At 71.9% G+C, this 24,562-nt stretch carries 24 protein-coding genes and 3 pseudogenes; 19 read left to right on the plus strand and 8 right to left on the minus strand.

Annotated elements, in window-relative coordinates; all coding sequences use genetic code 11:
* Window positions 1-135: 135 nt before the first annotated feature.
* From KME79_RS36990 to whiA, 7 genes are all read left to right on the plus strand, one after another.
* Complete coding sequence (locus tag KME79_RS36990; protein WP_219550070.1) at window positions 136-552, plus strand: Rieske (2Fe-2S) protein; 417 nt, start codon at window positions 136-138, stop codon at window positions 550-552.
* A 105-nt stretch (window positions 553-657) separates the two neighbouring features.
* The gene (locus tag KME79_RS36995) at window positions 658-1,122 is read left to right on the plus strand and encodes a Rieske (2Fe-2S) protein (protein ID WP_148031258.1); all 465 of its coding nucleotides are present in this window, start codon (window positions 658-660) and stop codon (window positions 1,120-1,122) included.
* A gap of 46 nt (window positions 1,123-1,168) precedes the next feature.
* Entirely contained in the window at window positions 1,169-1,621 is a 453-nt protein-coding gene (locus tag KME79_RS37000) for a Rieske (2Fe-2S) protein (protein WP_219550072.1), read from the plus strand.
* An 89-nt stretch (window positions 1,622-1,710) separates the two neighbouring features.
* Window positions 1,711-3,615 carry an excinuclease ABC subunit UvrC gene (gene uvrC, locus KME79_RS37005; RefSeq protein WP_219550074.1) on the plus strand — a complete coding sequence of 635 codons (1,905 nt, stop codon included), beginning with the start codon at window positions 1,711-1,713 and terminating at the stop codon, window positions 3,613-3,615.
* Window positions 3,612-4,481, plus strand: a complete 870-nt coding sequence (gene rapZ / locus KME79_RS37010; RefSeq protein WP_148031261.1) for an RNase adapter RapZ — start codon at window positions 3,612-3,614, stop codon at window positions 4,479-4,481. The genes uvrC and rapZ overlap by 4 nt, the downstream gene beginning before the upstream one ends.
* Before the next feature lie 74 nt (window positions 4,482-4,555).
* Window positions 4,556-5,473, plus strand: a complete 918-nt coding sequence (locus KME79_RS37015) for a gluconeogenesis factor YvcK family protein (RefSeq protein WP_148031262.1) — start codon at window positions 4,556-4,558, stop codon at window positions 5,471-5,473.
* A 71-nt stretch (window positions 5,474-5,544) separates the two neighbouring features.
* A complete protein-coding gene (gene whiA / locus KME79_RS37020; RefSeq protein ID WP_148031263.1) occupies window positions 5,545-6,525 on the plus strand; it encodes a DNA-binding protein WhiA in 981 nt (326 codons plus the stop codon).
* 7 nt (window positions 6,526-6,532) lie between these two features.
* Here the strand turns inward: whiA and KME79_RS37025 are convergent, their stop codons facing one another.
* Complete coding sequence (locus tag KME79_RS37025; protein ID WP_219550076.1) at window positions 6,533-7,144, minus strand: hypothetical protein; 612 nt, start codon at window positions 7,142-7,144, stop codon at window positions 6,533-6,535.
* A 241-nt stretch (window positions 7,145-7,385) separates the two neighbouring features.
* On the opposite strand from KME79_RS37025, the gene gap reads away from it, so the two are divergent.
* The 5 genes from gap (at window position 7,386) to KME79_RS37050 (ending at window position 11,132) form a co-directional block, all read left to right on the plus strand.
* Window positions 7,386-8,390 carry a type I glyceraldehyde-3-phosphate dehydrogenase gene (gap, locus tag KME79_RS37030; protein ID WP_148031265.1) on the plus strand — a complete coding sequence of 335 codons (1,005 nt, stop codon included), beginning with the start codon at window positions 7,386-7,388 and terminating at the stop codon, window positions 8,388-8,390.
* A 30-nt stretch (window positions 8,391-8,420) separates the two neighbouring features.
* Complete coding sequence (locus KME79_RS37035) at window positions 8,421-9,608, plus strand: phosphoglycerate kinase (protein ID WP_219550078.1); 1,188 nt, start codon at window positions 8,421-8,423, stop codon at window positions 9,606-9,608.
* The gene (gene tpiA / locus KME79_RS37040; protein WP_148031267.1) at window positions 9,605-10,387 is read left to right on the plus strand and encodes a triose-phosphate isomerase; all 783 of its coding nucleotides are present in this window, start codon (window positions 9,605-9,607) and stop codon (window positions 10,385-10,387) included. Before KME79_RS37035 ends, tpiA begins: the two co-directional genes overlap by 4 nt.
* A gap of 99 nt (window positions 10,388-10,486) precedes the next feature.
* Window positions 10,487-10,717 (plus strand): preprotein translocase subunit SecG, encoded by a 231-nt coding sequence (secG, locus tag KME79_RS37045; RefSeq protein ID WP_148031268.1) that lies wholly within the window; start codon window positions 10,487-10,489, stop codon window positions 10,715-10,717.
* 70 nt (window positions 10,718-10,787) lie between these two features.
* Window positions 10,788-11,132: an RNA polymerase-binding protein RbpA gene (locus KME79_RS37050; protein WP_148031269.1), complete on the plus strand. Its 345-nt coding sequence runs from the start codon at window positions 10,788-10,790 to the stop codon at window positions 11,130-11,132.
* Window positions 11,133-11,183: 51 nt separating this feature from the next.
* Here KME79_RS37050 and KME79_RS37055 read toward each other — a convergent pair whose 3' ends face one another.
* Window positions 11,184-12,791: an amidohydrolase gene (locus KME79_RS37055; protein ID WP_219550080.1), complete on the minus strand. Its 1,608-nt coding sequence runs from the start codon at window positions 12,789-12,791 to the stop codon at window positions 11,184-11,186.
* A gap of 83 nt (window positions 12,792-12,874) precedes the next feature.
* Here KME79_RS37055 and KME79_RS37060 point away from each other — a divergent pair, with 83 nt between their 5' ends.
* Window positions 12,875-13,897 (plus strand): GNAT family N-acetyltransferase, encoded by a 1,023-nt coding sequence (locus KME79_RS37060; protein WP_148031271.1) that lies wholly within the window; start codon window positions 12,875-12,877, stop codon window positions 13,895-13,897.
* On the opposite strand, the gene KME79_RS37065 is transcribed toward KME79_RS37060, so the two are convergent.
* Window positions 13,889-14,458, minus strand: a complete 570-nt coding sequence (locus KME79_RS37065) for a Clp protease N-terminal domain-containing protein (RefSeq protein ID WP_148031272.1) — start codon at window positions 14,456-14,458, stop codon at window positions 13,889-13,891. The two genes, KME79_RS37060 and KME79_RS37065, sit on opposite strands and share 9 nt — an antisense overlap.
* Window positions 14,459-14,530: 72 nt before the next feature.
* On the opposite strand from KME79_RS37065, the gene KME79_RS37070 reads away from it, so the two are divergent.
* From KME79_RS37070 to KME79_RS37090, 5 genes and pseudogenes are all read left to right on the plus strand, one after another.
* Window positions 14,531-15,298, plus strand: a complete 768-nt coding sequence (locus tag KME79_RS37070; RefSeq protein ID WP_219550082.1) for a hypothetical protein — start codon at window positions 14,531-14,533, stop codon at window positions 15,296-15,298.
* 398 nt (window positions 15,299-15,696) lie between these two features.
* A complete protein-coding gene (gene add / locus KME79_RS37075; protein ID WP_219550084.1) occupies window positions 15,697-16,710 on the plus strand; it encodes an adenosine deaminase in 1,014 nt (337 codons plus the stop codon).
* Window positions 16,711-17,043: 333 nt separating this feature from the next.
* A pseudogene (locus KME79_RS47760) lies at window positions 17,044-17,292 on the plus strand (DUF7824 domain-containing protein); the annotation flags it as partial.
* A gap of 145 nt (window positions 17,293-17,437) precedes the next feature.
* A complete protein-coding gene (locus KME79_RS46675; RefSeq protein WP_219550088.1) occupies window positions 17,438-18,061 on the plus strand; it encodes a hypothetical protein in 624 nt (207 codons plus the stop codon).
* A gap of 137 nt (window positions 18,062-18,198) precedes the next feature.
* Window positions 18,199-20,451, plus strand: coding sequence for a hypothetical protein (locus KME79_RS37090; protein ID WP_219550090.1), 2,253 nt, complete (start codon window positions 18,199-18,201; stop codon window positions 20,449-20,451).
* A gap of 126 nt (window positions 20,452-20,577) precedes the next feature.
* Here the strand turns inward: KME79_RS37090 and KME79_RS37095 are convergent, their stop codons facing one another.
* From KME79_RS37095 to KME79_RS47570, 4 genes and pseudogenes are all read right to left on the minus strand, one after another.
* A complete protein-coding gene (locus KME79_RS37095) occupies window positions 20,578-22,122 on the minus strand; it encodes a pectate lyase family protein (RefSeq protein WP_219550092.1) in 1,545 nt (514 codons plus the stop codon).
* 93 nt (window positions 22,123-22,215) lie between these two features.
* A complete protein-coding gene (locus tag KME79_RS47560) occupies window positions 22,216-23,298 on the minus strand; it encodes a right-handed parallel beta-helix repeat-containing protein (RefSeq protein ID WP_504739487.1) in 1,083 nt (360 codons plus the stop codon).
* 48 nt (window positions 23,299-23,346) lie between these two features.
* Window positions 23,347-23,694: pseudogene (locus tag KME79_RS47565) on the minus strand (carbohydrate-binding protein); the annotation flags it as partial.
* Complete coding sequence (locus tag KME79_RS47570; RefSeq protein WP_372452514.1) at window positions 23,577-24,266, minus strand: response regulator; 690 nt, start codon at window positions 24,264-24,266, stop codon at window positions 23,577-23,579. The gene KME79_RS47570 and the pseudogene KME79_RS47565, both read right to left, overlap by 118 nt.
* Here KME79_RS47570 and KME79_RS47575 point away from each other — a divergent pair.
* Window positions 24,175-24,372: a hypothetical protein gene (locus tag KME79_RS47575; protein ID WP_372452516.1), complete on the plus strand. Its 198-nt coding sequence runs from the start codon at window positions 24,175-24,177 to the stop codon at window positions 24,370-24,372. The two genes, KME79_RS47570 and KME79_RS47575, sit on opposite strands and share 92 nt — an antisense overlap.
* Window positions 24,373-24,421: 49 nt before the next feature.
* Here the strand turns inward: KME79_RS47575 and KME79_RS45750 are convergent.
* Window positions 24,422-24,562: pseudogene (locus KME79_RS45750) on the minus strand (6-phosphogluconolactonase); the annotation flags it as partial.

Consider the following 24,562-nt stretch of genomic DNA (forward strand, 5'->3'; position numbering starts at 1 on the left):
CGTGCAGGGTCGGTCAGCGTCCCGGCGCCCGCTGAGGTCGCGGGTCGTTCGGGGCGGGGCGGAAGAGAGGGCGACGGGGGGTGGCCCTATCGTGAAAAGCCGGTAATGCGCAGGCCATGAAGGTCAGGGGAGGGCATGACGGTGGACGGGGGCTCCGTGATCGGGCGGCGGCAGGCGCTGGGCGCAGCGGGGGTGGCCGCGTGCGGCGTGTCGCTGGCGGCGTGCGGCGGCGAAGCGGAGGACCGGCAGGTGCCGGGCATCAAGGGCAAGGTCATCGCCAAGACCGCCGACATCCCGGTCGGCGGCGGCACGGTGGTGAAGAAGTACAAGATCGTGGTGACGCAGCCGTCGGAAGGCGTCTACAAGGCGTACGGGGCGTCCTGCCCGCACCGCGGCTGCGCCGTCAGCACCCCGCGGGACAACGTGATGACCTGCCCCTGCCACGGCAGCGAGTTCGACGCCGGCACCGGGCAGGCCACGAAGGGCCCGGCCACCGGAAGCCTGGTCTCGTACCAGGTCAAGGTCGAGGGCGACGGCATCGTGGTCGTGTGAACCGGTAATTGTGCGTGGTTCTCCCGGGTTGGTGCGCGGCACGCTGAACCGCAGTCAGGTCGCCGGACGTACCTGAAGTGAAACCCGAACCTGGGAGGACGCACCATGACCGAAACGACGCGCCGGGCGGTGATGTTCGGAGCGGGCGGGGCCGGCCTCGCCGCGGTGCTCACCGCTTGCGCCAGCTACGGCTCACCGGCGGCGGAGCCGGCCCCGGACACGGCGGACCTGGCGGAAGAGCCCGACGGCGAGGAGTCGGCCGCCGCGCCCAAGAAGAAGAAGCCGAAGGCACTCGCCGACACCAGCGACATCCCCAGCGGTGAGGGAAAGATATTCAAGAACCAGGACGTGGTCATCACCCAGCCGTCGGAGGGCGAGTTCCGGGCGTTCAGCGCCACCTGCACCCATCAGGGCTGCGCGGTCGCCAGCGTCTCCAACGGCGTGATCAACTGCCCGTGCCACGGCAGCCAGTTCAGCATCGAGGACGGATCCGTGGTCCAAGGTCCCGCTGGCGAGCCGCTGGCAGAGAAAAAGATCAGTGTGTCAGGAGGCAAGATCAGGCTCGCCTAAGGCGCCTTTCATGGTTTTCTCACCTGGCTGCGGTTGGCTGTGGCGCATGGGAGAAGACCTCAAGAGCCGTAGAGCGGTGATCGCGGGTGTCGGCGCGGGTGGGCTGACGCTGGCACTGGCCGCCTGCGGCGGCAGCGACACCACGGCCGCGACGCAGGAACCGGCCGCTCCGGCCTCGTCCAGCGCCCCCTCGCAGGCCGCGCCCGCGCAGGGCGGGGGGCTGACCACGACCTCCGAGATCCCGGTCGGCGGGGGCAAGATCTTCGCGGACCAGAAGGTCGTCGTCGTGCAGCCGGCGCAGGGCCAGTTCAAGGCGTACGGCATCTCGTGCACCCACCAGGGCTGCCCGGTGGACAAGGTCGAGAACGGCGCCATCGTCTGCCCGTGCCACGGCAGCAAGTTCAAGATCGAGGACGGCTCGGTGAGCGACGGCCCGGCCACCAAGCCGCTGCCGGAGCACCAGCTCACCGTGGAGGGTGACCAGATCTCGCTGGCGTGACGTCCCGGCGCTCGCCCGCCTTCGCGGCGGGCGAGCCTGTCGGTGACGGCCACTAGGCTGGAATCGTGGCGCGATCAGGTGGCAGTCCGTTGAGTTTCCGTCCCCGGCCCGGCTCCATCCCCGATTCCCCCGGGGTCTACCGGTTCAGGGACGCTCACGGACGCGTGATCTACGTCGGCAAGGCCAAGAGCCTGCGCCAGCGGCTCAACTCCTACTTCGCCGACTTCTCCGCCCTGCACCCGCGCACCCAGACCATGCTGACCACGGCGGCCGACGTCGACTGGACCGTGGTCGCCACCGAAGTGGAGGCGCTGCAGCTCGAATACTCCTGGATCAAGGAGTTCGACCCGCGCTTCAACGTCAAGTACCGCGACGACAAGTCCTATCCGTACCTCGCCGTGACCATGGGCGAGGATTTCCCGCGCGTGCAGGTCATGCGCGGCGCCAGGCGCAAGGGCACCCGCTACTTCGGCCCCTACTCGCACGCCTGGGCCATCCGCGAGACCGTCGACCTGCTGCTGCGCGTCTTCCCGGTCCGCACGTGCAGCGCGGGCGTGTTCAAGCGCGCCGGTCAGATCGGCCGGCCGTGCCTGCTCGGCTACATCGACAAGTGCTCGGCGCCGTGCGTCGGCCGCGTCACGCCCGAGGAGCACCGCGCGCTCGCCGAGGACTTCTGCGACTTCATGGCGGGCAACACCAGCCGCTTCATCAAGCGGCTGGAGCGCGAGATGCGCGAGGCCGCCTCCGAGCAGGAGTACGAACGCGCCGCCCGGCTCCGCGACGACATCCAGGCGCTGCAGCGGGCGCTGGAGAAGCAGGCGGTCGTGCTCGGCGAGGGCACCGACGCCGACGTCGTCGCGCTCGCCGAGGACCCGCTGGAGGCCGCCGTCCAGGTCTTCTACGTGCGCGGCGGGCGCATCCGCGGCCAGCGCGGCTGGGTGGTCGACAAGGTCGAGGAGGCCGGCCCCGGCGAGCTGGTCGAGCAGTTCCTGCTCCAGATGTACGGCGACGCCGCCGCCGAGTCGATGCCCCGCGAGGTCCTCGTGCCCGCGCTGCCGCCCGACGCCGGCGCCGTCGCCGACCTGCTGACCGAGCAGCGCAGGGCCCGGGTCGAGGTGCGGGTGCCGCAGCGCGGCGACAAGAAGGCGCTCATGGAGACCGTCGAGCGCAACGCCAAGGAGTCGCTCGCCCAGCACAAGATCCGCCGCGCGAGCGACCTGACCACGCGCAGCAAGGCCCTGCAGGAGATCGCCGACGCGCTCGACCTCGACCAGGCGCCGCTGCGCATCGAGTGCTACGACGTCTCCCACCTGCAGGGCGAGAACGTCGTCGCCTCCATGGTGGTGTTCGAGGACGGTCTGGTCCGCAAGAGCGAATACCGCCGCTTCGCGGTCAAGACCAAGGAGGGCGACGTCGCCGCCATCCACGAGGTCATCCTGCGCCGCTTCCGCCGTTACCTGGAGGAGCGCTCCGCCACCGGCGAGCTGACCCCCGAGGACGACGACGGCCACGGCCCGATCGACCCCGAGACGGGCCGGCCGCGCAAGTTCGCCTACCCGCCCAACCTGGTGGTGGTCGACGGCGCGGGCCCGCAGGCCGCCGCCGCGCAGCGGGCGCTCGACGAGCTGGGCGTCGACGACGTCGCCGTGGCCGGCCTGGCCAAGCGGCTGGAGGAGGTGTGGCTGCCGGGCGACGACCAGCCGGTGATCATGCCGCGCTCCAGTGAGGGCCTCTACCTGCTGCAACGCGTGCGTGATGAGGCACACCGGTTCGCCATCACCTACCATCGGGCCAAGAGGTCCAAGTCCGTCAAGGAGAGCGCGCTCGACAGCGTGCCCGGCCTCGGACCGGCGCGCCGCCAGGCGCTGCTCAAGCACTTCGGTTCCGTCAAGAAGCTGCGCGAGGCCACCGCGGAACAGATCCGCGAGGTCCCGGGCATCGGCCCCGCCACGGCCGAGGTGATCGTGTCGACCCTGAAGGGGGAGAGGCAGTGAAGACCACCGAGCCGGCGTTCGTCATCGTCACCGGCATGTCGGGGGCCGGGCGGAGCACCGCGGCCAAGGCCCTGGAGGACCTCGGCTGGTTCGTGATCGACAACCTGCCGCCCGGGCTCCTGTTCGCCATGGCGGAGGAGGCCGGCAAGGTCAAGCTCGCAGCCGACAAGGTGGCGGCCGTCGTCGACGTGCGCAGCCTGGCGTTCACCACCGACCTCAACGCCGCCATCGAGGAGCTGGAGACGCGCGCCGTGCGGGTGCGCGTGGTGTTCCTGGAGGCCAGCGACGAGGAGCTGGTGCGCCGCTTCGAGAACGTCCGCCGCCCCCACCCGCTCCAGGGCGACGGCCGGCTCGTCGACGGCATCACCCGCGAGCGCGGCATCCTGCGCGAGGTGCGGGCCAACGCCGACCTGGTGATCGACACCACCGCCCACAACGTCCACGAGCTGCGCAACCGGATCGTCGCCTACTTCGGCGGCGACGACCGTCCCGGCCTGCGGCTCAACGTGGTCTCGTTCGGCTTCAAGTACGGCCTGCCGGTCGACGCCGACCTGGTCGTCGACTGCCGCTTCCTGCCCAACCCGCACTGGGTGCCCGACCTGCGCCCGATGAACGGCACCGACCCGGCCGTGCGCGACTACGTCCTCGGCCAGCCCGGCGCCAAGGAGTTCCTCGACTCGTACGAGGAGGTCCTGCGGGTGGTCGCGACCGGCTACGGCCGGGAGGGCAAGAGCTACGCCACGCTCGCCGTCGGCTGCACGGGCGGCAAGCACCGCAGCGTCGCCATGGCCGAGCAGCTCGCCGCGCGCCTGCGTGACCGCGGTATGGAGGTCCAGGTGAGCCACCGGGATGTGGGGCGGGAGTGACCGGTGGCAGCGGGCGCGGGTTAAGCGAACCACCGTTCTGGGCGGGGTCGCAGCCGCCGTCCGGAGGGCCCCGCGTGGTCGCCCTCGGGGGCGGCCACGGACTGTACGCGTCGTTGTCCGCGCTGAGGGTGGTGACCGACGCGCTGACGGCGGTGGTCACCGTCGCCGACGACGGCGGCTCCAGCGGCCGGCTCAGGCGCGAGCTGGGCGTGCTCCCGCCGGGTGACCTGCGCATGGCGCTGGCCGCGCTGTGCGGCGACGACGAGTGGGGCAGCACCTGGAGCGAGGTGGTGCAGCACCGCTTCCGCAGCGAGGGCGAGCTGCACGGGCACGCCGTCGGCAACCTGCTCATCGTGGCCCTGTGGGAGCTGCTCGGCGACCCCGTGGCGGGCCTCGAATGGGTGGGCCGGCTGCTCGGCGCGCACGGCAGGGTGCTGCCGATGGCCTCGGTGCCCCTCGACATCGTGGCCGAGGTCGAGCTCGACGGCGTGATCTCGACCGTGCGCGGCCAGGTGGCGTGCGCGCTGACCCCGGGCCGGGTGCAGGCGATCTCGCTCGTGCCCGAAGACCCGCCCGCGCGGCCGGAGGCCGTCGAGGCGGTGCTGGAGGCCGACTGGGTGGTGTTCGGGCCGGGCTCGTGGTTCACCAGCGTGCTGCCGCACCTGAAGGTGCCCGAGCTGGCCAGGGCGCTGCACGACACCGGCGCCAAGCGGCTGGTCACGCTCAACCTGGCGCCGCAGCCGGGCGAGACCGACGACCTCTCGCCGCAGCAGCACCTGGAGGTGCTCAGGCAGCACGCGCCCGGTCTCTCGCTCGACGTGGTGCTCGCCGACGTCGGCGTGGTCGACGACCTGCCCGCGCTGGAGAAGTCGGCGGCGGCGTTCGGCGCCAGGCTGGTGACGGCCGACGTGGCGGCCCGCGACGGCTCCCCCCGGCACGACCCACGACGTCTTGCCTCCGTCCTGGACGAGATTTTCCTCCAGAAGCGTTGATCCTGGTCGGCGTGGCGCGAAGGTGCGAGAGGATGCTGTGAGCCGGTCTGTTTGGGGGAGGACTAACGCTCATGGCGATGACGGGTGTGGTGAAAGACGAGCTGAGCCGACTGTCTGTGCTCAAGCCCTGCTGCCGGAAGGCGGAGGTGTCGACGCTGCTGCGGTTCGCCAGCGGCCTGCACCTGGTGGGAGGGCGCATCGTGATCGAGGCGGAGCTCGACACCAACGCCACCGCGCGGCGGCTGATCAAGGACATCGGGGAGGTGTTCGGCCACAAGGCCGAGGTGCTGGTGCTGGCTCCCGCAGGGCTGCGCAAGGGGTCTCGCTACGTCGTGCGCGTCTACCGCGACGGTGAGGCGCTGGCCCGGCAGACGGGACTGATCGACAACCACGGGCGGCCGGTGCGGGGCCTGCCGCGGCAGGTGGTGGCGGGCGCCTCGTGCGACGCGGAGGCGGCCTGGCGCGGCGCGTTCCTCGCCCACGGGTCGCTCACCGAGCCGGGGCGTTCGATGTCGCTCGAAGTGACGTGCCCGGGTCCGGAGGCCGCGCTGGCGCTGGTCGGCTCGGCCAGGCGGCTGAAGATCCACGCCAAGGCGCGCGAGGTGCGCGGCGTCGACCGGGTCGTGGTGCGCGACGGCGACGCCATCAGCGCCCTGCTGACCAGGCTCGGCGCCCACGACAGCGTGCTGATGTGGGAGGACCGGCGGATGCGCCGCGAGGTCAGGGCGACCGCCAACCGGCTGGCCAACTTCGACGACGCCAACCTGCGCCGCTCCGCCAGGGCGGCGGTGGCGGCGGGCGCGCGGGTGCAGCGGGCGCTGGAGATCCTCGGCGACGAGGCGCCGGTGCACCTGGTGGTCGCGGGCCGGCTGCGGGTGGAGCACAAGCAGGCGTCCCTGGAGGAGCTGGGCCAGCTCGCCGACCCGCCGCTGACCAAGGACGCGATCGCCGGGCGGATCCGCCGGCTGCTGGCCATGGCCGACAAGCGCGCGGCCGACCTCGGCATCCCCAGCACCGAGGCCAACCTCACGGTCGACATGCTGACGTCCTGAGCGGCGCTCAGGCCTGGCCGCGGTCCGGCGGGAGGAAGAAGCTGCCGGTCGCGGTCGGGTCCGCCTTGGGCGGCTGGAGCGGCTCGAACGGGGCCCGATACTCGGGCTCCGGCTCCTTCTCCGCCGTCTCCTCCGGGTCCCGCTGCGGCTTCTCGGCCGCGGCGTGCCTGCCCGTACGGCGCAGGCGCAGGGCGCGGGAGAGTACGAGGACGAACGCGGGCAGGGCGGCGGCCGCCATGACGGCAGGCAGCGGCCACGAGGGGTCGAGCGAGTTCCAGAACTGCCGGGCGGCGCCCGGGAGGGCGTCGAGGAAGCCCTGAAGGGTCAGCGGCGCGGCCGCGGTGTCCGCGCCGAAGCGCTGCGCGCCGACGGTCGAGAACACGTACGCGCCCATGACGATCAGGCCCCCGGGCACGGCCGCGGCCGCGAACAGGGCCGCGAAGAAGGACAGCAGGACGCTGCGGGGGCGGACGAGGCGGATGGCCCAGCCGACGAGTACGCCCACGACGAACGCGAACGCGGCGAGGACCGGGATCCCGTCCCCGAAGGCGCGCAGCGACGAGGGCAGCCGGTCCATGAAGATGACGGCGGTCCCGAATCCGGCAGTGCAGATCAGCATCGTGATCAAGCCGATGACCAGGCCTGAAAGCAGGCCGGATCGTTGTCTTGACATCTCAGCCCCCAGAGAATGCCCGAGTTTACTCCGATGAGTCGGGCACTTTACTCGAAGTGCACAAAGCGCGCGTAACGAACCGCCATTCACGGCGAGGCGGGACCGCGTGGTCTAAACCAATTTAGGTCCGATAGGGTTTCTGGAGTTGAGGTATCAGCCCGCCATCACGTACGAGGAGATCGGTTCCGTGAGCATCCGCGTAGGCGTCAACGGCTTCGGCCGCATCGGTCGCAACTTCTGGCGCGCGGTGGCCGCCAGTGGCAAGGACATCGAGATCGTCGCTGTCAACGACCTCACCGACAACGCGACGCTGGCCCACCTGCTGAAGTACGACAGCATCCTGGGCCGCCTCCCGTACGAGGTGAAGGCTTCCAGCGACGAGATCACCGTCGACGGCAAGGCCATGAAGGTCTTCGAGGAGCGCGACCCGGCCAAGCTGCCCTGGGGCGACCTCGGGGTCGACGTGGTCGTCGAGTCGACCGGCCTGTTCACCGACGCGACCAAGGCCAGGGTCCACGCCGACAACGGCGCCAAGAAGGTCATCATCTCCGCGCCGGCCAAGAACGAAGACGTGACGGTCGTCATGGGCGTCAACCACACCGCCTACGACCCGGCCCAGCACACCGTCATCTCCAACGCCTCCTGCACCACCAACTGCCTGGCCCCGATGGCGAAGGTCCTGCACGACGCCTTCACCATCGAGAAGGGCCTGATGACCACCATCCACGCCTACACGCAGGACCAGAACCTCCAGGACGGCCCGCACAAGGACCTGCGCCGCGCCCGCGCCGCCGCGCTCAACGTGGTGCCCACCTCCACCGGCGCCGCCAAGGCCATCGGCCTCGTGCTGCCCGAGCTCAAGGGCAAGCTCGACGGCTTCGCCATGCGCGTGCCGATCCCCACCGGCTCGGCCACCGACCTGACCATCGACGTCAGCCGTGACGTCACGGTCGAGGAGGTCAACGCCGCGGTCAAGGCCGCCGCCGACGGCCCGCTCAAGGGCATCCTCACCTACACCGAGGACCCGATCGTCTCCGCCGACATCGTCACCGACCCGGCCTCCTGCATCTTCGACGCCGGCCTCACCAAGGTCATCGGCAACCAGGTCAAGGTCGTCGGCTGGTACGACAACGAGTGGGGCTACTCCAACCGCCTGGTCGACCTCATCGAGCTGGTGGGCGCGGACCTGTAGGACGACGGGCGAGCGAGGAAAGGGAGCCAGTTGCGCAATCTCGACGATCTCGACGTGAAGGGCCGGCGCGTTCTCGTGCGCGCGGACCTCAACGTGCCGCTCGACGGTGAGACGATCACCGACGACGGTCGCATCCGCGCGTCGCTGCCCACCCTCCGGGCCCTCGCGGGCAACGGGGCGAAGGTCATCGTCTGCGCCCACCTGGGCAGGCCCAAGGGTGAGGTCAAGCCAGAGTTCTCGCTGCGGCCGGTGGCCCGGCGCCTGGGCGAGTTGCTCGGCCAGGACGTCGCCTTCGCCTCCGACGTGGCGGGCGACGGCGCCAGGGCCACCGTGGAGGGCCTCCAGGAGGGCCAGGTGGCCCTGCTGGAGAACCTCCGCTTCGAGCCCGGCGAGACGGCCAAGGACGACGCCGAGCGCCGCGCCTTCGCCGAGCGGCTGGCCGGGCTGGCCGAGCTCTACGTGGGCGACGGGTTCGGCGCCGTGCACCGCAAGCACGCCAGCGTCTACGACGTGCCGGCGCTGCTGCCGCACGCGGCGGGCGGGCTGATCGCGGCCGAGGTCGACGTGCTGCGTAAGCTCACCGAGGACACCGAGCGGCCCTACGTGGTCGTGCTCGGCGGCGCCAAGGTGAGCGACAAGCTCGGCGTCATCGCCAACCTGCTCACCCGCGTCGACCGGCTGCTGATCGGCGGCGGCATGGCCTACACCTTCCTCAAGGCCCAGGGCCACGAGGTCGGCGGGTCGCTGCTCCAGGAGGACCAGCTCGACCAGGTCCGCGGCTTCCTGGCCGAGGCGGCCGAGCGCGGCGTCGACCTGGTGCTGCCGGTCGACGTGCTGGCCGCCACCGACTTCGCCGCCGACGCCGCCTTCGACGTGGTGCCCGCCGACGCGATCCCCGCCGACCGGCAGGGGCTCGACATCGGTCCCCGTACGCGGGAGCTGTTCGCCGGCAAGCTGGCGGACGCCAGGACCGTGTTCTGGAACGGCCCGATGGGCGTGTTCGAGTTCGACGCGTTCGCCGGCGGCACCCGCGCGGTGGCCGAGGCGCTGATCTCGTCCGACGCCTTCACCGTGGTGGGCGGCGGCGACTCGGCGGCCGCGGTGCGCAGGCTCGGCCTGCCTGAAGACGGCTTCTCGCACATCTCCACCGGTGGCGGGGCCAGCTTGGAATACCTTGAGGGCAAGACCCTCCCCGGACTCGCCGCTTTGGAGGACTGAGCGTGAGAAAGCCCCTCATCGCCGGCAACTGGAAGATGAACCTCAACCACCTTGAGGCGATCGCGCTGGTCCAGAAGATGGCCTTCGCGCTCAACGACAAGGACTTCGACCGCGCCGAGGTGGCGGTCCTGCCGCCGTTCACCGACCTGCGCAGCGTGCAGACGCTCGTCGACGGCGACAAGCTGCGCATCGTCTACGGCGCGCAGGACCTGTCGCCGCACGACGCCGGCGCCTACACCGGCGAGATCTCCGGCGTCATGCTCGCCAAGCTGGGCTGCACGTTCGTGACCGTCGGTCACTCGGAGCGCCGGCAGTACCACCGCGAGGACGACGACCTCGTCAACGCCAAGGTGCTGGCCGCGCTCCGCCACTCGCTGACGCCGATCCTGTGCGTGGGCGAGGGCCTGGAGGTGCGCCAGGCGGGCGGTCACATCGCCCACTCGCTCGGCCAGCTCGACGGGGCGCTGCGCAAGGTCACCGCCGAGCAGGCGAAGTCGATCGTGGTGGCCTACGAGCCGGTGTGGGCGATCGGCACCGGCGAGGTGGCCACTCCCGACGACGCCCAGGAGGTCTGCGGCGCACTGCGGCAGCGACTCGCGGAGCTGTACGACCCCGAAGTGGCCTCGGCGGTCCGTATCCTTTACGGAGGCTCGGTCAAGTCGGCGAACATCGCGGGGATCATGGCTCAGCCGGATGTCGACGGTGCGCTCGTGGGTGGAGCCAGCATCGACGCCGGGGAGTTCGTGAAGATCTGCCGATTCTCGGATATGGCAGGCTAACTGAGCCGTTCGGTGGGTGCGACTTGACATGAGGTCGTACCCTCTAGAGGCAAGTCTGAATCGTCACGCGTACCAAACCATTGAAGGACTAGGCATACCGTGGAACTCGGAATCTCCATCGCCCTCATCCTGACGAGCCTGCTGATGATCTTGCTCGTCCTGCTCCACAAGGGCAAGGGTGGCGGCCTGTCTGACATGTTCGGCGGCGGTTTCTCGTCGAACTTCGGCGGTTCCTCGGTGGTGGAGCGTAACCTCGACCGGCTCACCGTCATCACGGGAGTGGTCTGGTTCGTCTGCATCATCGCTCTGGGCCTGCTCGTCAAGCCCTGAGGCCAGACAGAACGCGTGACAGTGATTCTCCCCCCGTGGCTCACGGGGCGATCGAGCGAGGAGTTCATCCGTGGGTAGTGGCAACGCGATCCGTGGCAGCCGAGTCGGTGCCGGTCCTATGGGGGAGGCCGAGCGCGGCGAAGCGGCTCCGAGAGTGCGGGTCTCGTTCTGGTGCGCCAACATGCACGAAACGCGCCCCAGCTTCGCCAGCGACGCAGCGATCCCCGAGCTGTGGGACTGCCCGCGTTGTGGCCTCCCGGCCGGTCAGGATGAGAATGCGCCGCCTGCCCCCCCGAAGAACGAGCCCTACAAGACGCACCTCGCCTACGTGAAGGAGCGCAGGAGCGACAAGGACGGCAAGGCCATCCTCCAGGAAGCCCTGGAGCGGCTGCGCAACAACAAGTCCCCCTGGTAGGGCCAGACCACCCGAAGGGCCCCGGCGTCGCGCCGGGGCCCTTCGGCGCGTTCAGGCCTTCTCGTACGCCGCTTCGCCGTCGACGAACGTCATGCGGACGCGGGTGGTCCAGATGTCCTTGGCAGGCAGGGCGAACGGGTCGCGGTCGAGCACCACGAGGTCGGCGGGTCGGCCCGGCTCGATCTGCCCGGCGGGGGAGCGGTTGATCCACGCCGAGCCCGCCGTGTACGCGGTCATCGCGGTGGCCAGGTCGATGCGCTGCTCGGGCAGGAACGGCGTCTGCGCCGTCGGGTAGCCGGCGTGCACGGACCCGCCCGGTTCTGTGCGGTTGACGGCCACGTGCATGCCCTGCAGCGGGTCGGCGTTCGACACCGGCCAGTCGCTGCCGGCGCAGAACCGGGTGCCGTGCCGGAGCAGGTCCGCGAACGGATACTGCCAGGACGAGCGCGGCTCGCCGAGGAACGGCAGCGTCAGCTCGTCCATCTGCAGATGGTGGGTGGCCCACAGCGGCTGCAGGTTGGCCGTCACGCCCAGCTCGGCGAAGCGCGGCACGTCCGACGGCTCGATGATCTGCAGGTGCGCGATGTGGTGGCGGTTGGCCGGATCGGTGCCGGCGAAGCCGTCGAGTGCCTCGCGCACCGCGCGCTCGCCGATCGCGTGGACGTGCACCTGGAAGCCGAGCCGGTCGAGTTCGGCGACGTACTCCTTGAGCTTGGCCGGATCCACGTACGACAGGCCCGTGCCGCCGCACCGGCAGTAGGGCTCCAGCGTGGCGGCGGTGAAGTTCTCCGTGATGCCGTCCTGCATGATCTTGATCGAGGTGGCGGCGAACCGGTCCAGCCCCTCGGCCGACGCCCGCCGTGAGAGCAGGTCGTCGATCTGGTCCAGGCCGCGGGTGCGGTCCCACCACAGCGCGCCCACCACGCGCGCCCTGAGCCGCCCTGAGCGGGCCGCGGACAGGTAGGCGGGCAACTGGTCGTCCGAGCCGGCGTACGAGCCCACGATCGCGTCCTGCCAGCCCGTGATGCCCAGCGTGAACAGGTGCGCCTGGGCGTCCATCAGGGCGGCGTCCAGGTCCGCCGCGGTGGGGCGCGGGGTGAGCAGGCCGACGAGGTCCATCGCGCCCTCGTGCAGCACGCCCGTGGGGGTGCCGTCCGGGTCGCGCTCGATCCGGCCGTCGGCGGGGTCGGGCGTGTCCTTCCCGATCCCGGCCCGTTCCAGCGCGCGGCCGTTGACCCAGGCGGCGTGGTGGTCGCGCTGGATCAGGTAGGCGGGCCGGTCCAGGAAGCCGAGCTGCTCGCGCCTGGGCAGCCCGCCGGGGAAGGCGGACATGTCCCAGCCGCCGCCGTCGATCCAGGCCCTGTCCGGGTGCGCGTCCGCGTAGGCGCGGACGGCGTCGAGGTACTCGTCCAGCCCGTACCGTTCCGAGAGGTCGCATCGGGCCCGCTCCAGGCCCGCCTGGACCGGGTGCATGTGCGCGTCGGTGAAGCCGGGCGTCAGCAGGCCGCCGTCCAGGTCCACGGTCTCGTGCCCGGGCGCCCGGGCGGACAGCTCCCGCTCGGTGCCGACGGCGGCGATCACTCCGTCGCGCACCAGGACGGACTCGGCGAAGTCGCCCTTCGCGGTGAACACGCGTCCGCCTCGGAAGAGTATGTTCATGCGGCCTGCTCTTTCGTACAGGTAGTTGAGCGGTGAAACACGACGTTAGCGGCAACGTAACAGGTACCCGGCATCCTTCTCATATGGGATTTCTGCGCATCCGCACCACCGTCGACGAGCGTCCCGGACGACTCGCCTCCCTCGCCGCCGCGCTCGCCGAGCGGGGTGGCAACATTCTCGGCCTGAGCGTCCAGTCCGACCCTGACGGCACCGTGGACGAGTTCGTCGCCGACATCCCCGCGAACCCCGAGACGGTGCGCGAGGCGCTCGAAGCGGCCGGCGGGCGGCGCGTCGTGGTCGTGCCCGCGACCGCGCACGAGCTGACCGACGAGCCCACCCGAGCCCTCCTGCTCGCCTCCCGGCTGCGCGCCATGCCGTGGCGGCTCCCCGAGCTGCTGGCGGAGCTGCTGCGCGCGGACGACGCCAGGTGGACCTATGGTGATGCGGTGAGTGATTTGCCTGATCCGACCCAGCTTGTCGTGCCGGTCGCGGCCAAGAGAGCCGTGCGGCTGCGCCGCGCGGAGCTGCCGTTCACCCTGACCGAGGCCGCCAGGGCCGCCTCCTTCGCCCGGCTGGCCCAGCCGCCCGTGGAGCAGGCGGGCGGTGAGACCGCGGTCAAGCTGGCCGACGGCGCCGAGGTCGTGATCAAGCCGCTCACCCCGGTCTACCGCGAGGCGGTACGCGACCTGCACGACCGTTGCTCGCCGGAGTCGCGCCGGTTCCGCTACTTCACCGCGATGCCGTCGCTGCCGCCGCGCATGTTCGAGCGGCTGTGCGACCGCCGCCGCGGCCACTCGCTGGTGGCGGGCAACGACGGGCAGGTGGTCGCGCTGGCCAACCTCGTCTTCACCGCCGATCCGGGCATCGCCGAGATGGCGTTCCTGGTAGAGGACCGCTGGCAGGGGCGCGGGCTGGGCTCGGTCATGGCCAGGGCGCTCGTGCGGGAGGCGAGGGACCTGGGCTACGCCGAGGTCCGGACCTCCATGCTCGCCGACAACGTACGCATGCGCAGGCTGCTCGTCTCGCTGGGCGCCACGCTCGCCTACACCGACGACCCCGGCGTGGTGGAGGGGCGGCTGCCTGTCGGCGCCATGACGTCAGTCTGACGGGCCGGGCTCCGGCCCGATGCCGAGATGCCGCTCGATGCGTTCGAGGCTCTCCTGGATCTGCGCGAGCCGCTGGGCCACCGTCGAACTCGCGGTGAAGTACGTCTCACCCGGCCGCTCCTTCGGGCCCCGGTCCAGCCGGTCCAGGACGCGCTGCCGTATCGCGACGAAGTCGGCCCCCGTCGCCGCGAGCGCCTGCGCGCCCAGGCCCTGGCCCTCCTTGAGCAGGCCGAGCAGGATGTGCTCGCTGGAGATGTAGGTGTGGCGGAGCTGCAACGCCTCGCGCAGCGACAGCTCCAGCACCTTCTTGGCCCTGGGGGTGAACGGGATGTGCTCGTCGGGCCCGCTCTCGCCGGTGCCGATCTCGCGCACCACGAACTCGCGCACCGGCTCCAGGCTCGCCCCGCAGTCGGCCAGCACGCGCGCGGACGCCCCCTCGCCCTCCCGCATGAGACCGAGCAGCAGATGCTCGGTGCCGATGTAGTTGTGACGCATGGCCCTGGCCTCCACCTGGGCGAGGACGACGACCTGGCGGGCACGGTCGGTGAAGCGCTCGAACACGGGCGGCCTCCGTTCGAGTGGGCTGTCTCCACTATGCGCTAGAAAACCGGCCATGTGGGGTACCTCACATGTGTGGATCTTGATGAGGTGGCCGGGCGGCTGTACGCGCTACCGCCCTCCGACTTCACGGCCGCCCGCACCGCCGAGGCCCGGGAGGCCAAGGAGGCGGGCGACGCCGCGCTGGCCCGCGAGATCGGCAAGCTGCGCAAGCCCACCGTCTCCGCCTGGGCGGTGAACCGCGCCGCCCGCGAGCACGCGGACGAGCTCGGCGAGTTGCTGGCCGTCGGCGAGGAACTGCGCGCGGCGTGGGCGGCCCAGGACTCCGACGCGCTGGCCGCGGCGACCCGGCGGCGCGGCGAGGTGACCGGCCGGCTGTCCCGGTTGATCAGGGAGGCGGCGGACCTGTCGGCCGCCGCCGCGGCGGAGGTGGACCAGACGCTCGACGCCGCCGTCGTGGACGCGGACGCCGCCGATGAGGTGCGCCGCGGCCGCCTGGCCAAGCCGCTCAGCTACAGCGGTTTCGCGCCCGCTCCCGTGAGCGCCGCTCCGGCGGCCCGCAGGAAGAAGCCGCCCCCGCCGGAGGACGAGGCCCGGAAGGCGGAGGAGCGGGCGGAGGCCGAGGCCAGGGAAGCGAAGGAGCGGGCGGAGGCCGAGGCCGCGCACCGCGAGTGGAGCGAGACTCTGGCCGAGGCCCAACGGGAGCACGGCGAGCGCGCCGACAAGGTGGCCCGGCTGGAGAAGAGGCTGGCCAAGGCGCGCAAACGGCTGGAGGCCGCCGCCCACCGGCTCGACGTGGCCCGCCGCGAGGAACGCCACGCCCGCGCCCGGCTGAACGGCTAGCGTCTCCCGGGACAGAAGCACCGCCCGTCAGAGCGACGGCGCGGCCATGAACGACAGCGCGGTCACGAAGGTCATGCCGGCCGCCCGGCCGAGCACAGCTCGTGGCCGGCTCCCCTTCGGCTCCTGCCCCGCTAGGGCAGGACGCGGACAAGGTCGCAGGTCCAGGTCCACCACGGCTAGCGAACCGCCCCCGTGCGCGTGGCCGGGCGGAGCGCCGGACGCCGCCAGCACCAGGAGGACGGACATGAATACGAGGTCCCCGATGTGAGGACCGGTGTCCGCACGGTGGGAGGAGTGCCGCAGAGCCAGCCGAGGGTCAGGACAAATCTGACAAGATGATGGCAGATTTAGGTGCGAAACCTTCCGGATGGAACCAGGCCCGGCCTAAGGTCGTCGGCATGACCATCGACGCCTTCATCGACGCCCTGCCCAAGGTCGAACTCCACGTCCACCTGGTCGGATCCGCCTCCGTGCCCACCGTGCTGGAGCTGGCCCGCCGCCACCCCGGCAACGGCGTGCCCACGAGCGAGGAGGAGCTGCGCGCGTTCTACACCTTCCGCGACTTCCCGCACTTCGCCCAGGTGTACGCGGCCGTCAACGCGCTGGTCCGCGAGCCGGAGGACATCGCCACCCTCGTCACCGGGCTGGCCCGCGACCTGGCGGGACAGGGCGGGCGCTATGCCGAGCTCCAGGTCACCCCGTACGCGCACCACATCACCGGGATCCCCAGAGGTGAGGTCACCCGGGCGCTCGACCTGGCCGCGCGGCGGTCGCTCGACGAGCACGGGGTCGAGATCGCGTACATCTTCGACATCCCCGGCGAGTTCGGCGAGGAGGCCGCGAAGATCACGCTCGACCACGCGCTCGAAGAACCTCCCGCGGCATTGGTAGGTTTCGGCCTGGGCGGGATCGAGCAGCGGCGGCCCCGCTACCGCGACGCCTTCCGCGACGCGTTCGCCGCCGCGCGGGCGGCGGGGCTGCACAGCGTCCCGCACGGCGGCGAGATGACCGGGCCCGAGACCGTCTGGGAGGTCATCGAGGGACTCGGCGCCGAGCGCGTCGGTCACGGCATCGCCTGCCTGGCCGATCCCCGGCTCGTCGCCCACCTGCGCGAGACGCAGCTCCCGCTGGACGTGTGCCCCACCTCCAACGTGTGCACCGGCCAGGTGGCGCGGATCGAGGACCACCCGCTGCCGCGCCTGCTGGAGGCGGGCCTGTTCGTCACGCTCAACAGCGACGACCCGCCCATGTTCGCCACCACCCTGGCCGGCGAGTACCGCGTGGCGGCCCGCGTCTTCGGCCTCGGCCGTACGGAGCTGGCCCAGCTCGCCCGCAACGCGGTGACGGCCTCCTACCTGGCCCGGGAGCGCAAGAAGGCACTCCTGGCCGAGATCGACGCCCTGGCCGCCTGACGATCCCGCGATTTGCCGGCGGGACACCCTAAGGTCCCGATCATGACGAACGCCTGGGAAGAGGTCAGGGCCGCCATCGAGGCGGTAGACACGCCCGCCGTGGTCAAGCTGGTGACGGGGCTCGACGACGAGCAGCGCCGCGAAGTGGCCGCCGCCCTGCCGGGACACCTGCCCGTCGCCCAGGAGGCCGGCCGGCGCAGGGAGCACGAGCGCGCCGAACAGCGCATGGCCGCGGTCCGCGAGCTCGCCGGCAGGAGGGGCCGGTCGATGTACGAGTTACCCGAGTACCACGAGCACGTCCGCTGGTCGCGGCATGACCTCTGGATCGAGCCGATGCGGGTCGCCGGAGCCGCCACCATCGCGGGCGCCGCCGCTGTCGCCACCGCCCTGGTCGAGCGGCGGCTGCCGCCGTACCTGCTGGCCACGCCCACCCGGGTCAACGGGCTGCTCGACCCGGGGACGCTGGTGGAGCGGCTCGAAGGGTACGAGCGCGCCGGCGTCGAGGCGCTGCCCGTGGACCTGCGGCAGGCGCTGCTGCGGCTGGGGCGGGCCGTCGAGCCCGAGGTGGCCGCCCGCGCGGCGCGGCTGACCGGTGAGGCGGGACGCCGGGTCGCCCGCTGGCTCACCGACCGGCCCGCCGACCCGGTGGTGACGCTCCACAGGGGGGGAGCACCTGGACAGGCCCCACACGTTCTCGGAGTTCTCGTCCGGGCCCGAGTATCAAGAGGTGCTGGGCGACCTGCTGGTGCACCGCTGGCACGAGGAGGAGCTCGGCCGGACCCTCGCCGTCTTCGCCGGGCACCGCGAGCTGGTCGCCGCCCGCTGCGTACGGTACCCGGCGACGTACGGGTACTTCGGCGCGTACAAACCCGCCGACGTCGCCCTGCTGGCCGACGGCGACGGCCCGGCGGGGCCCGGGATGTCGTTGATGCTGGCGTACTCGCTGGTCGACGACGGCCAGGACCTGGCGGTGGGGGCGTTCCTGCGACTGGCCGCGGGGGGCGGTGTGGCGGGGGAGGAGGCCGGCCGGCGGCTCGCCGCGGTGCTGCGGCACCGCGGGGAAGGGCCGAAGCACGCTCTCGCGGCGCTCAGGGGGGCGGCGCTGAAGGGCGCGCACCGGGAGGTGTGGGAGGTGATGGCCGGCTGGCTGACCGCCTTTCTGCCGGGGCCGGGGGAGCGGGCCACCGCGGGGCACACCCGGATGGTGTCGCTCGCGGCCGACGTGGCCTCCTGGGTGGGTGCGCGGGGCGGGTTGCCGGTGATCGCCGAACTGGCGAGCCGCCGACCCGGCAGCGAACTCGTCCGCCAGGCCCGCCGCTTGCACGCCTGCCTCACCGCCCCGCCCGCCTGACGCCGTCACCAGGCGGCTCACCACAGCGCGGCGGTGGCCCGGCTCGTTCCCCCTGCCGTGGCGTTGATCGTTCTCAGGACGGCTCGCTAGCGTTGATCGCCTTTCGTTCACCGGTTCCCCTTCTCGGGAGATGTCCTGTGCGCCGTTTCCGTTTCGGCTGGATCGCCGCCCCGATCGCCGTCGCCTTCGGGGGCGCCGCCGTGGTCGCCGGCGTCTTCGCGCTGGTCACCGGCGACGCCGCCGTGCTGCGGGCGCTCGTCGCGCACGGCTGGGGCACGGACATGGTGCCCTACACCTGGTGGGTGGAGGTCATCCTGGCCGGGGGCGGGATCCTGACCGGCTGGGCCCTGTGGCAGATCCTGCGCGGGCGGCGGGCCGGCGAGGCGCCTGTCCTGGCGCGGCCGGTGCGGCTGCTGCGGGCCGCGCTGTACGTGAGCCTTGCCTGCGCCCTGGCGTACGAGGCGCCGATCCCGTACCAGTGGTGGCTCGACCTGCCCGGCACATTGACCCAGTTCGCCATCGTCTGGCTGTTCTTGGTGGTCCTCGCCGGATCCATCCCCCGGTGGCTGCGGATCGTGGCACTCGTGGCGGGCCTGGCCGACACCGCCGTGGACCTGGTCGCCATCGTCGCCTACGGCCTGGGGCAGTACTGGGACCTGCCGCCGCTGGGCAACGTGCTCTACCTGCTGTGGGTGGTGCCGGTGCTGATCGGGCAGGCCCGGGACGGGCGCTGGAGCCGGGGCACCGTGCGGGCGGGCATGGTCGCGGCGGTGCTGGCGTCGCTGTCGTCCGGATCGTTCATGATCGTCGGGTTCGGCGGCACCGCGGACCACGGCACGGTGATCCTCATGGTCCGCACCATCCTGAGCGTCTTCGCGCTGATCTGGATGGCGCGGACGGCCCACGAACTGGCCGGGCCGCCACCGGAGCCGTCCACGTGCCGGGGCGAGCGGGCGGCGGCGCGCCCGTGGCCGCTCGCCGCCGTGGCCGTGGTGCTGCCGTCGGTCCCCGCCGCCGTCAACCTCGCCCAGGGGATGCCCTTCTGGATCGGCCCCAGGGGCGCGGTGGACATGTTCTTCCGCGAGTACTCCAGTCACCCGGCGGGCCTGGCCTGGGTCGCCGTGGACGTGCTCGTCGGGGTGGGCGCCCCGGCCGTGCTCGTCCTGGTGGCCGTCATCCGCAGGAGCAGGCGGCTGCTGACCGGCACGATGCTGTTCCTGGCCCTCGCCGCCGCGGCGGGCGTCGTGACGGCGCTCACGGCGCGGCCGGAGGAGGACTGGCAGGTCGTTCCCGAGATGGCCGAGGTGCGGCTCGCCGTCTACCCGGACGGGCAGTTCGGCGGGGGCCTGGACGGTCAGCTCGTGTTCGGCCTCTCGCCGCTCTGGTACAGCGCGGCGCTGGCGGTCTCCGCCCTCGTCCTGTTCCTCCTGTACGCGGCCCCGCCCGCCGCCCGGCGGGGGCGCCGGGTGTTCGCGATGGCGCTCGCCACGGCCGTGGCGCTGGTCTTCGTCCCGGCCGCCGACCGGTCGCAGGGCACGGTCACCACCGCCGCAGACTGTTCACCACCGGACCGCCGGCAGACGGGGGTGGAGCCCGCGCCGCTCACGGGCGAGCGCGCGTTCATCTGCGAGGTACGCACCGGCCAGGTCCTGGACATCCCCGCCACCATGCCCGACCAGGCGCTGCTCGCCTACGGCCGGAGCCTGTGCGGTGTCTACACCCGTGACGACCCGCGCGAGCTGGCCCGGGTCGAGTCCGTGGAAGGACTGCGGGTCCGGGACCTGTACTGGGCGATCGACGACATCTGCCCCGCCGCCGCGGCGAAGGTCAAGACCGAGCGGGAGGCGGACGACCAGGAGTTCGCCGCGTTCCAGGCCGAGGAGCGGGCCAAGTGCGCCGCCACCCCGCGCCACCGTCCGCTCATCGAGCCCGTCAAGGCGGTCCGGCTCGATGACCCGGTGTGGCCGGAGACCGGACTGGAGATGCGGGACACGGCGGGCATCGGCGATTCCGGCGGCGGCCGGCACGACGACCTGGTCGAGTCCGGCCCCGGGCACCTGACGGTGTCGGTGGACTCCGAGTACCACCTCTGCGTCACCCTGGAGACGTACTCCCGCCGCCCGCCGGTGGAGACGAAGGGCTGGGACCACGTCACCGAGGCCGGCTACACCAGCACGGACGGCGAGCTGGTGTTCCACGACGTCCTGGCCGGCATCGTCCTGCCCGACCTGTCGCCCGGCGGCCGCCGGGGCCGCTACCGCATCCGCGTCCACCACGCCTGGTTCCCGTGGAAGGGCGAGGAGAGGGGCACCCAGCGGCTCCTGATCATGGCGTACCCGGGGAAGGACGACAAGCTCGTCACCTACCGCAGGCCCGCGGGGAGCCGGTGAGAGTCCCGCTCCCCGGCCAGGGCGGCCACGGCCCTTCCGGCGGGCAGGCTTCCACGTTCCCCGAACCGGCCGAAAGGGCGGGGCGCCCGAAGGCGGCCCCGCCCCGATCAGGCGGCGAATCGGTCGCTACCCGGCGTAGGTCTCGAACTCGGCGACCCTCGGCGTGCCGGACGAACCGGTGATCCGGAAGGTGATCTTCTTCAGCGTGGTGGGGGTGAAGGTGATGGCGCCCGCCCCGCTGCCGGATGCCAGCACGGCGGAATTGTCGTGGTTGACGAGCTGCCAGGACCCGATCGAGGAGCCCGACGCCTCACGGATGACGACCCTGGACACCGTCTTCGCCGAACCCCACTTGACCGAGATGTCACCGGTCGAGCCGCTCGGCGACCAGTGGGTGCCCGCGTTGCCGTCGATCACGTTGCCGTAGCTCGTCCCGGAGGCCTTGCTGGAGCCGTCGGCGCCGGCCCCGATGCTGAGGTTGGTCCCGCCGCCCGTCGGCGTGGTCGTCGGGGTCGGGCTGACCGTCGGGGTGGGGCTGTTCGTGGGGGTCGGCCCCGGTGTCTGCGGCGTGCAGCTGCCGTTCGACACCCGCATGCCCTTGTTGGCGCCCGCCGTCTGGGCGACGACGTTCGGCACGCACGAGGCCCCGTCCATGCTGTAGCCGTACGGGACGCTCACGCTGGTGTTGGACTGCGGGTTGGGCCCGGCGGGGTTGTTGTCGCCGCTGCGGCTGGACCAGGTCACGTTGTCGAAGATGTTGCCGGCGACCTGCCAGTAGCCGGCCTCGCTGGTGTAGAAGGTGCCCAGGACGTCCTTGGAGTTCCTGAAGTAGTTGTTCTCCACCTTGGCCCGCCCCCCGGCCCGGGAGTTGATGCCGGACTCGTGGATGCTCACGTACGAGTTGTTGTAGATGTGCGCGATGCCGCCACGCAGCAGGGGCGTACGGGAGTCGATGTTCTCGTACAGGTTGTGGTGGAAGGTGACGAAGCCGTTCGAACGGTCGCTCTCACTGGACCCGATGAGCCCGCCGCGGCCGGAGTTGCGCAGGATGCTGTACGACAGCGTCACGTACTGGGTGTTGTTCTTCATGTCGAAGAGGCCGTCGAACCCCTCCGACTCGCCGCCCGAGGCCTCCAGGGTGACGTGGTCGACCCAGACGTTGCGTACGTCGCTCTCCATCCCGATGGCGTCGCCGCCGTTGGAGGTGGGCGAGCCCGACTTCTTGACGTTCCGTACGGTCACGTTCTGGATGATGATGTTGCTGGCCTCGCGGATGTGGATGCCGAGCTGGTCGAAGACGGCGCCGTTGCCGACCCCGATGATCGTGACGTTGCTGATCTGCTTGAGCTCGATCACCCCGGCGGCGGTGTTGCAGCTTCCGCCCGACACCTTGGTGGTGTTGCCGTGGTTGATGGTGCCCTCGACCTCGATGGTGATCGGGGTGCTGCTGCTGGCCCGGTTGCACAGGGCCGCGTGGATGGCGGTGCCCGTGGTGGCCCGCACCGTCTGCCCGCCCGCGCCGCCGGTGGTGCCGCCGTTGGCGGTCGCGTAGCCGGTGGCGCTGCCGACGGCCGCCGTGGCGTTCAGCGCCGGTAAGGCCACACCCAGCGCGGCCACCAGGGCCGCCGTGGACAGCGCGGCCGGGAGCCGCCATGCGCCTGCTCGTCTCATCCTTGTCTTACCTCTCTTCTCAGGCTGGTCTTCTCAGGCTGGTCTTCTCAGGCTGGTCTTCTCAGGCTGGTCTCGCTGTGGCTGGTGAGGTCGTCAGAGACGGGCGCCGACGTCCGCGCCGTTGGCGGGCCGCAGGAAGGACGAGGAGCGGATCGAGCCGTCCGCGGCGCGCGGGCCGGTGATCGTGCCGCTGTCGGTGCTCGCGAGCGTCCACGTGCCGCCGAGGTCCCAGGAGTTGCCGGAGCTCGACGACGAGCCCGGCGCGGCCTGCGTCCGGTTCGCCACCGACAGGTTCCTGGTCAGGACGGAGACGGAGTCGGCGTAGTCGAAGCCGGTGCCGCCGTTGCGCCAGGCGGTGCTGCGGTCGGTCACCAACCGGCCGGGGTTGCCGTTGTCGGTGAAGCCGTGCACCGCGTTGTCGAAGGCCATGGAGTTGCGCACGGCATGGCCGACCGCCGGGTCCGGGTCGCCGCCGCCGAGCTTGAAGCCGTTGCCGTCGCCGGTGTAGTCAGGCAGGTTCCACCGGTTGAACCCGTTGCCCCAGGCCACGGACGACTCCACGGTGACCTGCCCGAGGAACATCCAGAAGTCCAGGCCGTCGTCGGAGTTGTTCCACAGCCGGGCGCCGCGGATCACGTTGCCGCTGCCGGACCCTTCCTTGATCGCGACCCCGTCGGCGCTCTCGCCGTTCTTGCGCGGGTCGCGGTTGCCGTGGCTGTCGAGGTCGACGATCAGGTTGCCGCTCGACGCGCCCTGCAGGTGCAGGCCCGACTCGTAGTTGTCCCTGGTGACCAGGCGGTCGAAGACGTTGCCGCTGGCGTCGAGCCCGAAGATCCCGTACGGGCCGTTGACGATCTCCAGCCCGGCCAGCCGCCAGTGATCGCCCTCGATGTGGACGGCGCCGCGCTCGGCGCGCGGGATGCTGGAGCCGACCGCGCCCGGCGTGTGGGGCATGTTCTCGCCGTCGATGATCACCCGCTCGCCGTCGTGGGCGGTCATGGTGATCGGCTGCGCGGGAGTGCCGTCCTTGAGGATCCGGATGTTCGTGCCCGGCGCGTACGTGCCGCCCCGGATGAGGATCGTGTGACCGGGCTGCGCCAGGTCCACCGCCCGCTGGATCGTGCGCAGCGGCGAGGCCAGTGTCCCGGGGCCGGTGTCGTCGCCGTTCGTCGCCACGTAGAGGGTGTTCGCCGGCTGCTCGCCGCCGGTCTCGGCGTCCAGGTAGTCCAGGTTGGGCAGGCCCGCGGAGGTCGTCGGGTTCAGCCGGACGGTGTTGGCGCCGGAGTTCACCGGGACGGTCACGGTCGCGGTCTGCCACGTGGACCAGGCGCCGGTGCCCTCGAAGGACAGGGTCCCCGCCGCGGCGCCGTTCACGGTCAGCCCGGCGGGCCGGGAACCCGTGGTCCCGTTGGCGAAGCGGATCCGGAGCGTGGCGGTGCCGCCGGCCCCGGCGGTCACGGTGAACTGGGCGTGGGCGCCGGCGGCGTTGGCGCCGTTGCAGAAGCCGCTGCCGGAGTAGCCGGCCCAGTTGGACTCGATGGCGCCGGTGCAGACCGCCGGTGCGGATTCGGCCTCGTACCGGGTGGAGGCGGCGTGCGCGGGCGACACCGCCGCGAGGGTGCCGGCCACGAGGCCGGCGCAAGCGAGGAGCGTTCTGAGGCGCATCGTCCAACTCCCGGTAAGCGCTTTCCGAATGCTGCCGACTCAAGCACAGCACCGGGATCACGGAAAGAACCCCCGGCCCCGGCGCCGCTCACAGCCGGTCGCGCCACGCCTCGCCGGCCGTCATGAACCACGGGTCGGCGCAGGTCGGCAGCGGTGCCGAGGGGAGACGGGAGGGGCGTGCCCGGCCGGGCCGAAGGGATGAAACTTTCATCGCCGGCGCCGGGCGGTGGGCGCCGGGTGACGGTCGGAGCCAGGAGGGACTCGCCCGCCGCGACCACCCCGATGCCCCGGAGCAGGTCGGCGGGCGGGGTGTCCTTGAGCAGGAAACCCGCCGCGCCCGCCTGAAGCGCTCCGTGAACGTACTCGTCCAGGTCGAAGGTGGTCACGATGAGCACCCGCGTCTCCGGCCGGGCGGCGCAGATGCGGCGGGTGGCCTCGATGCCGTCCATCGCCGGCATGCGCACGTCCATGAGCACCACGTCCGGACGGTGCCGGGCGGCCAGCGCCACCGCCTCCGCGCCCGTCGCGGTGCTCGCCGCGGGGGCGGTCGTGCCGCTGGCGATCTCGACGACGGCGCGGACATGACGGGGTCCGCCCTACGGCGAACGCCGGCGGCGGCCCGGAGGACAGAGGGTCAGGGAGAGGCGATGCGGCCCAGGCCGGGCGGGATCTTGCTGGCCGCCGCGCGGTCCAGCAGGAACAGGGTGCGGCGGCGGGCGCGCGCGCCCGCCGCCGGGACCTGCACCGGGCCGGACTCCTCCAGGGCCAGGCGGAC

Origin of the sequence: Nonomuraea harbinensis, from assembly GCF_019396385.1 — a bacterium.
GTDB classification, from domain to species: domain Bacteria; phylum Actinomycetota; class Actinomycetes; order Streptosporangiales; family Streptosporangiaceae; genus Nonomuraea; species Nonomuraea ferruginea.

Bases quoted from the DNA above. Each gene is read 5' to 3' on its own strand.
- KME79_RS36990 (WP_219550070.1), top strand. From the start codon at position 136: ATGACGGTGGACGGGGGCTCCGTGATCGGGCGGCGGCAGGCGCTGGGC.
- KME79_RS36995 (WP_148031258.1), top strand. From the start codon at position 658: ATGACCGAAACGACGCGCCGGGCGGTGATGTTCGGAGCGGGCGGGGCC.
- KME79_RS37000 (WP_219550072.1), top strand. From the start codon at position 1,169: ATGGGAGAAGACCTCAAGAGCCGTAGAGCGGTGATCGCGGGTGTCGGC.
- whiA (WP_148031263.1), top strand. From the start codon at position 5,545: ATGGCGATGACGGGTGTGGTGAAAGACGAGCTGAGCCGACTGTCTGTG.
- KME79_RS37025 (WP_219550076.1), bottom strand. From the start codon at position 7,144: ATGCTGATCTGCACTGCCGGATTCGGGACCGCCGTCATCTTCATGGAC.
- KME79_RS37055 (WP_219550080.1), bottom strand. From the start codon at position 12,791: ATGAACATACTCTTCCGAGGCGGACGCGTGTTCACCGCGAAGGGCGAC.
- KME79_RS37060 (WP_148031271.1), top strand. From the start codon at position 12,875: ATGGGATTTCTGCGCATCCGCACCACCGTCGACGAGCGTCCCGGACGA.
- add (WP_219550084.1), top strand. From the start codon at position 15,697: ATGACCATCGACGCCTTCATCGACGCCCTGCCCAAGGTCGAACTCCAC.
- KME79_RS37095 (WP_219550092.1), bottom strand. From the start codon at position 22,122: ATGAGACGAGCAGGCGCATGGCGGCTCCCGGCCGCGCTGTCCACGGCG.
- KME79_RS47575 (WP_372452516.1), top strand. From the start codon at position 24,175: ATGAGCACCCGCGTCTCCGGCCGGGCGGCGCAGATGCGGCGGGTGGCC.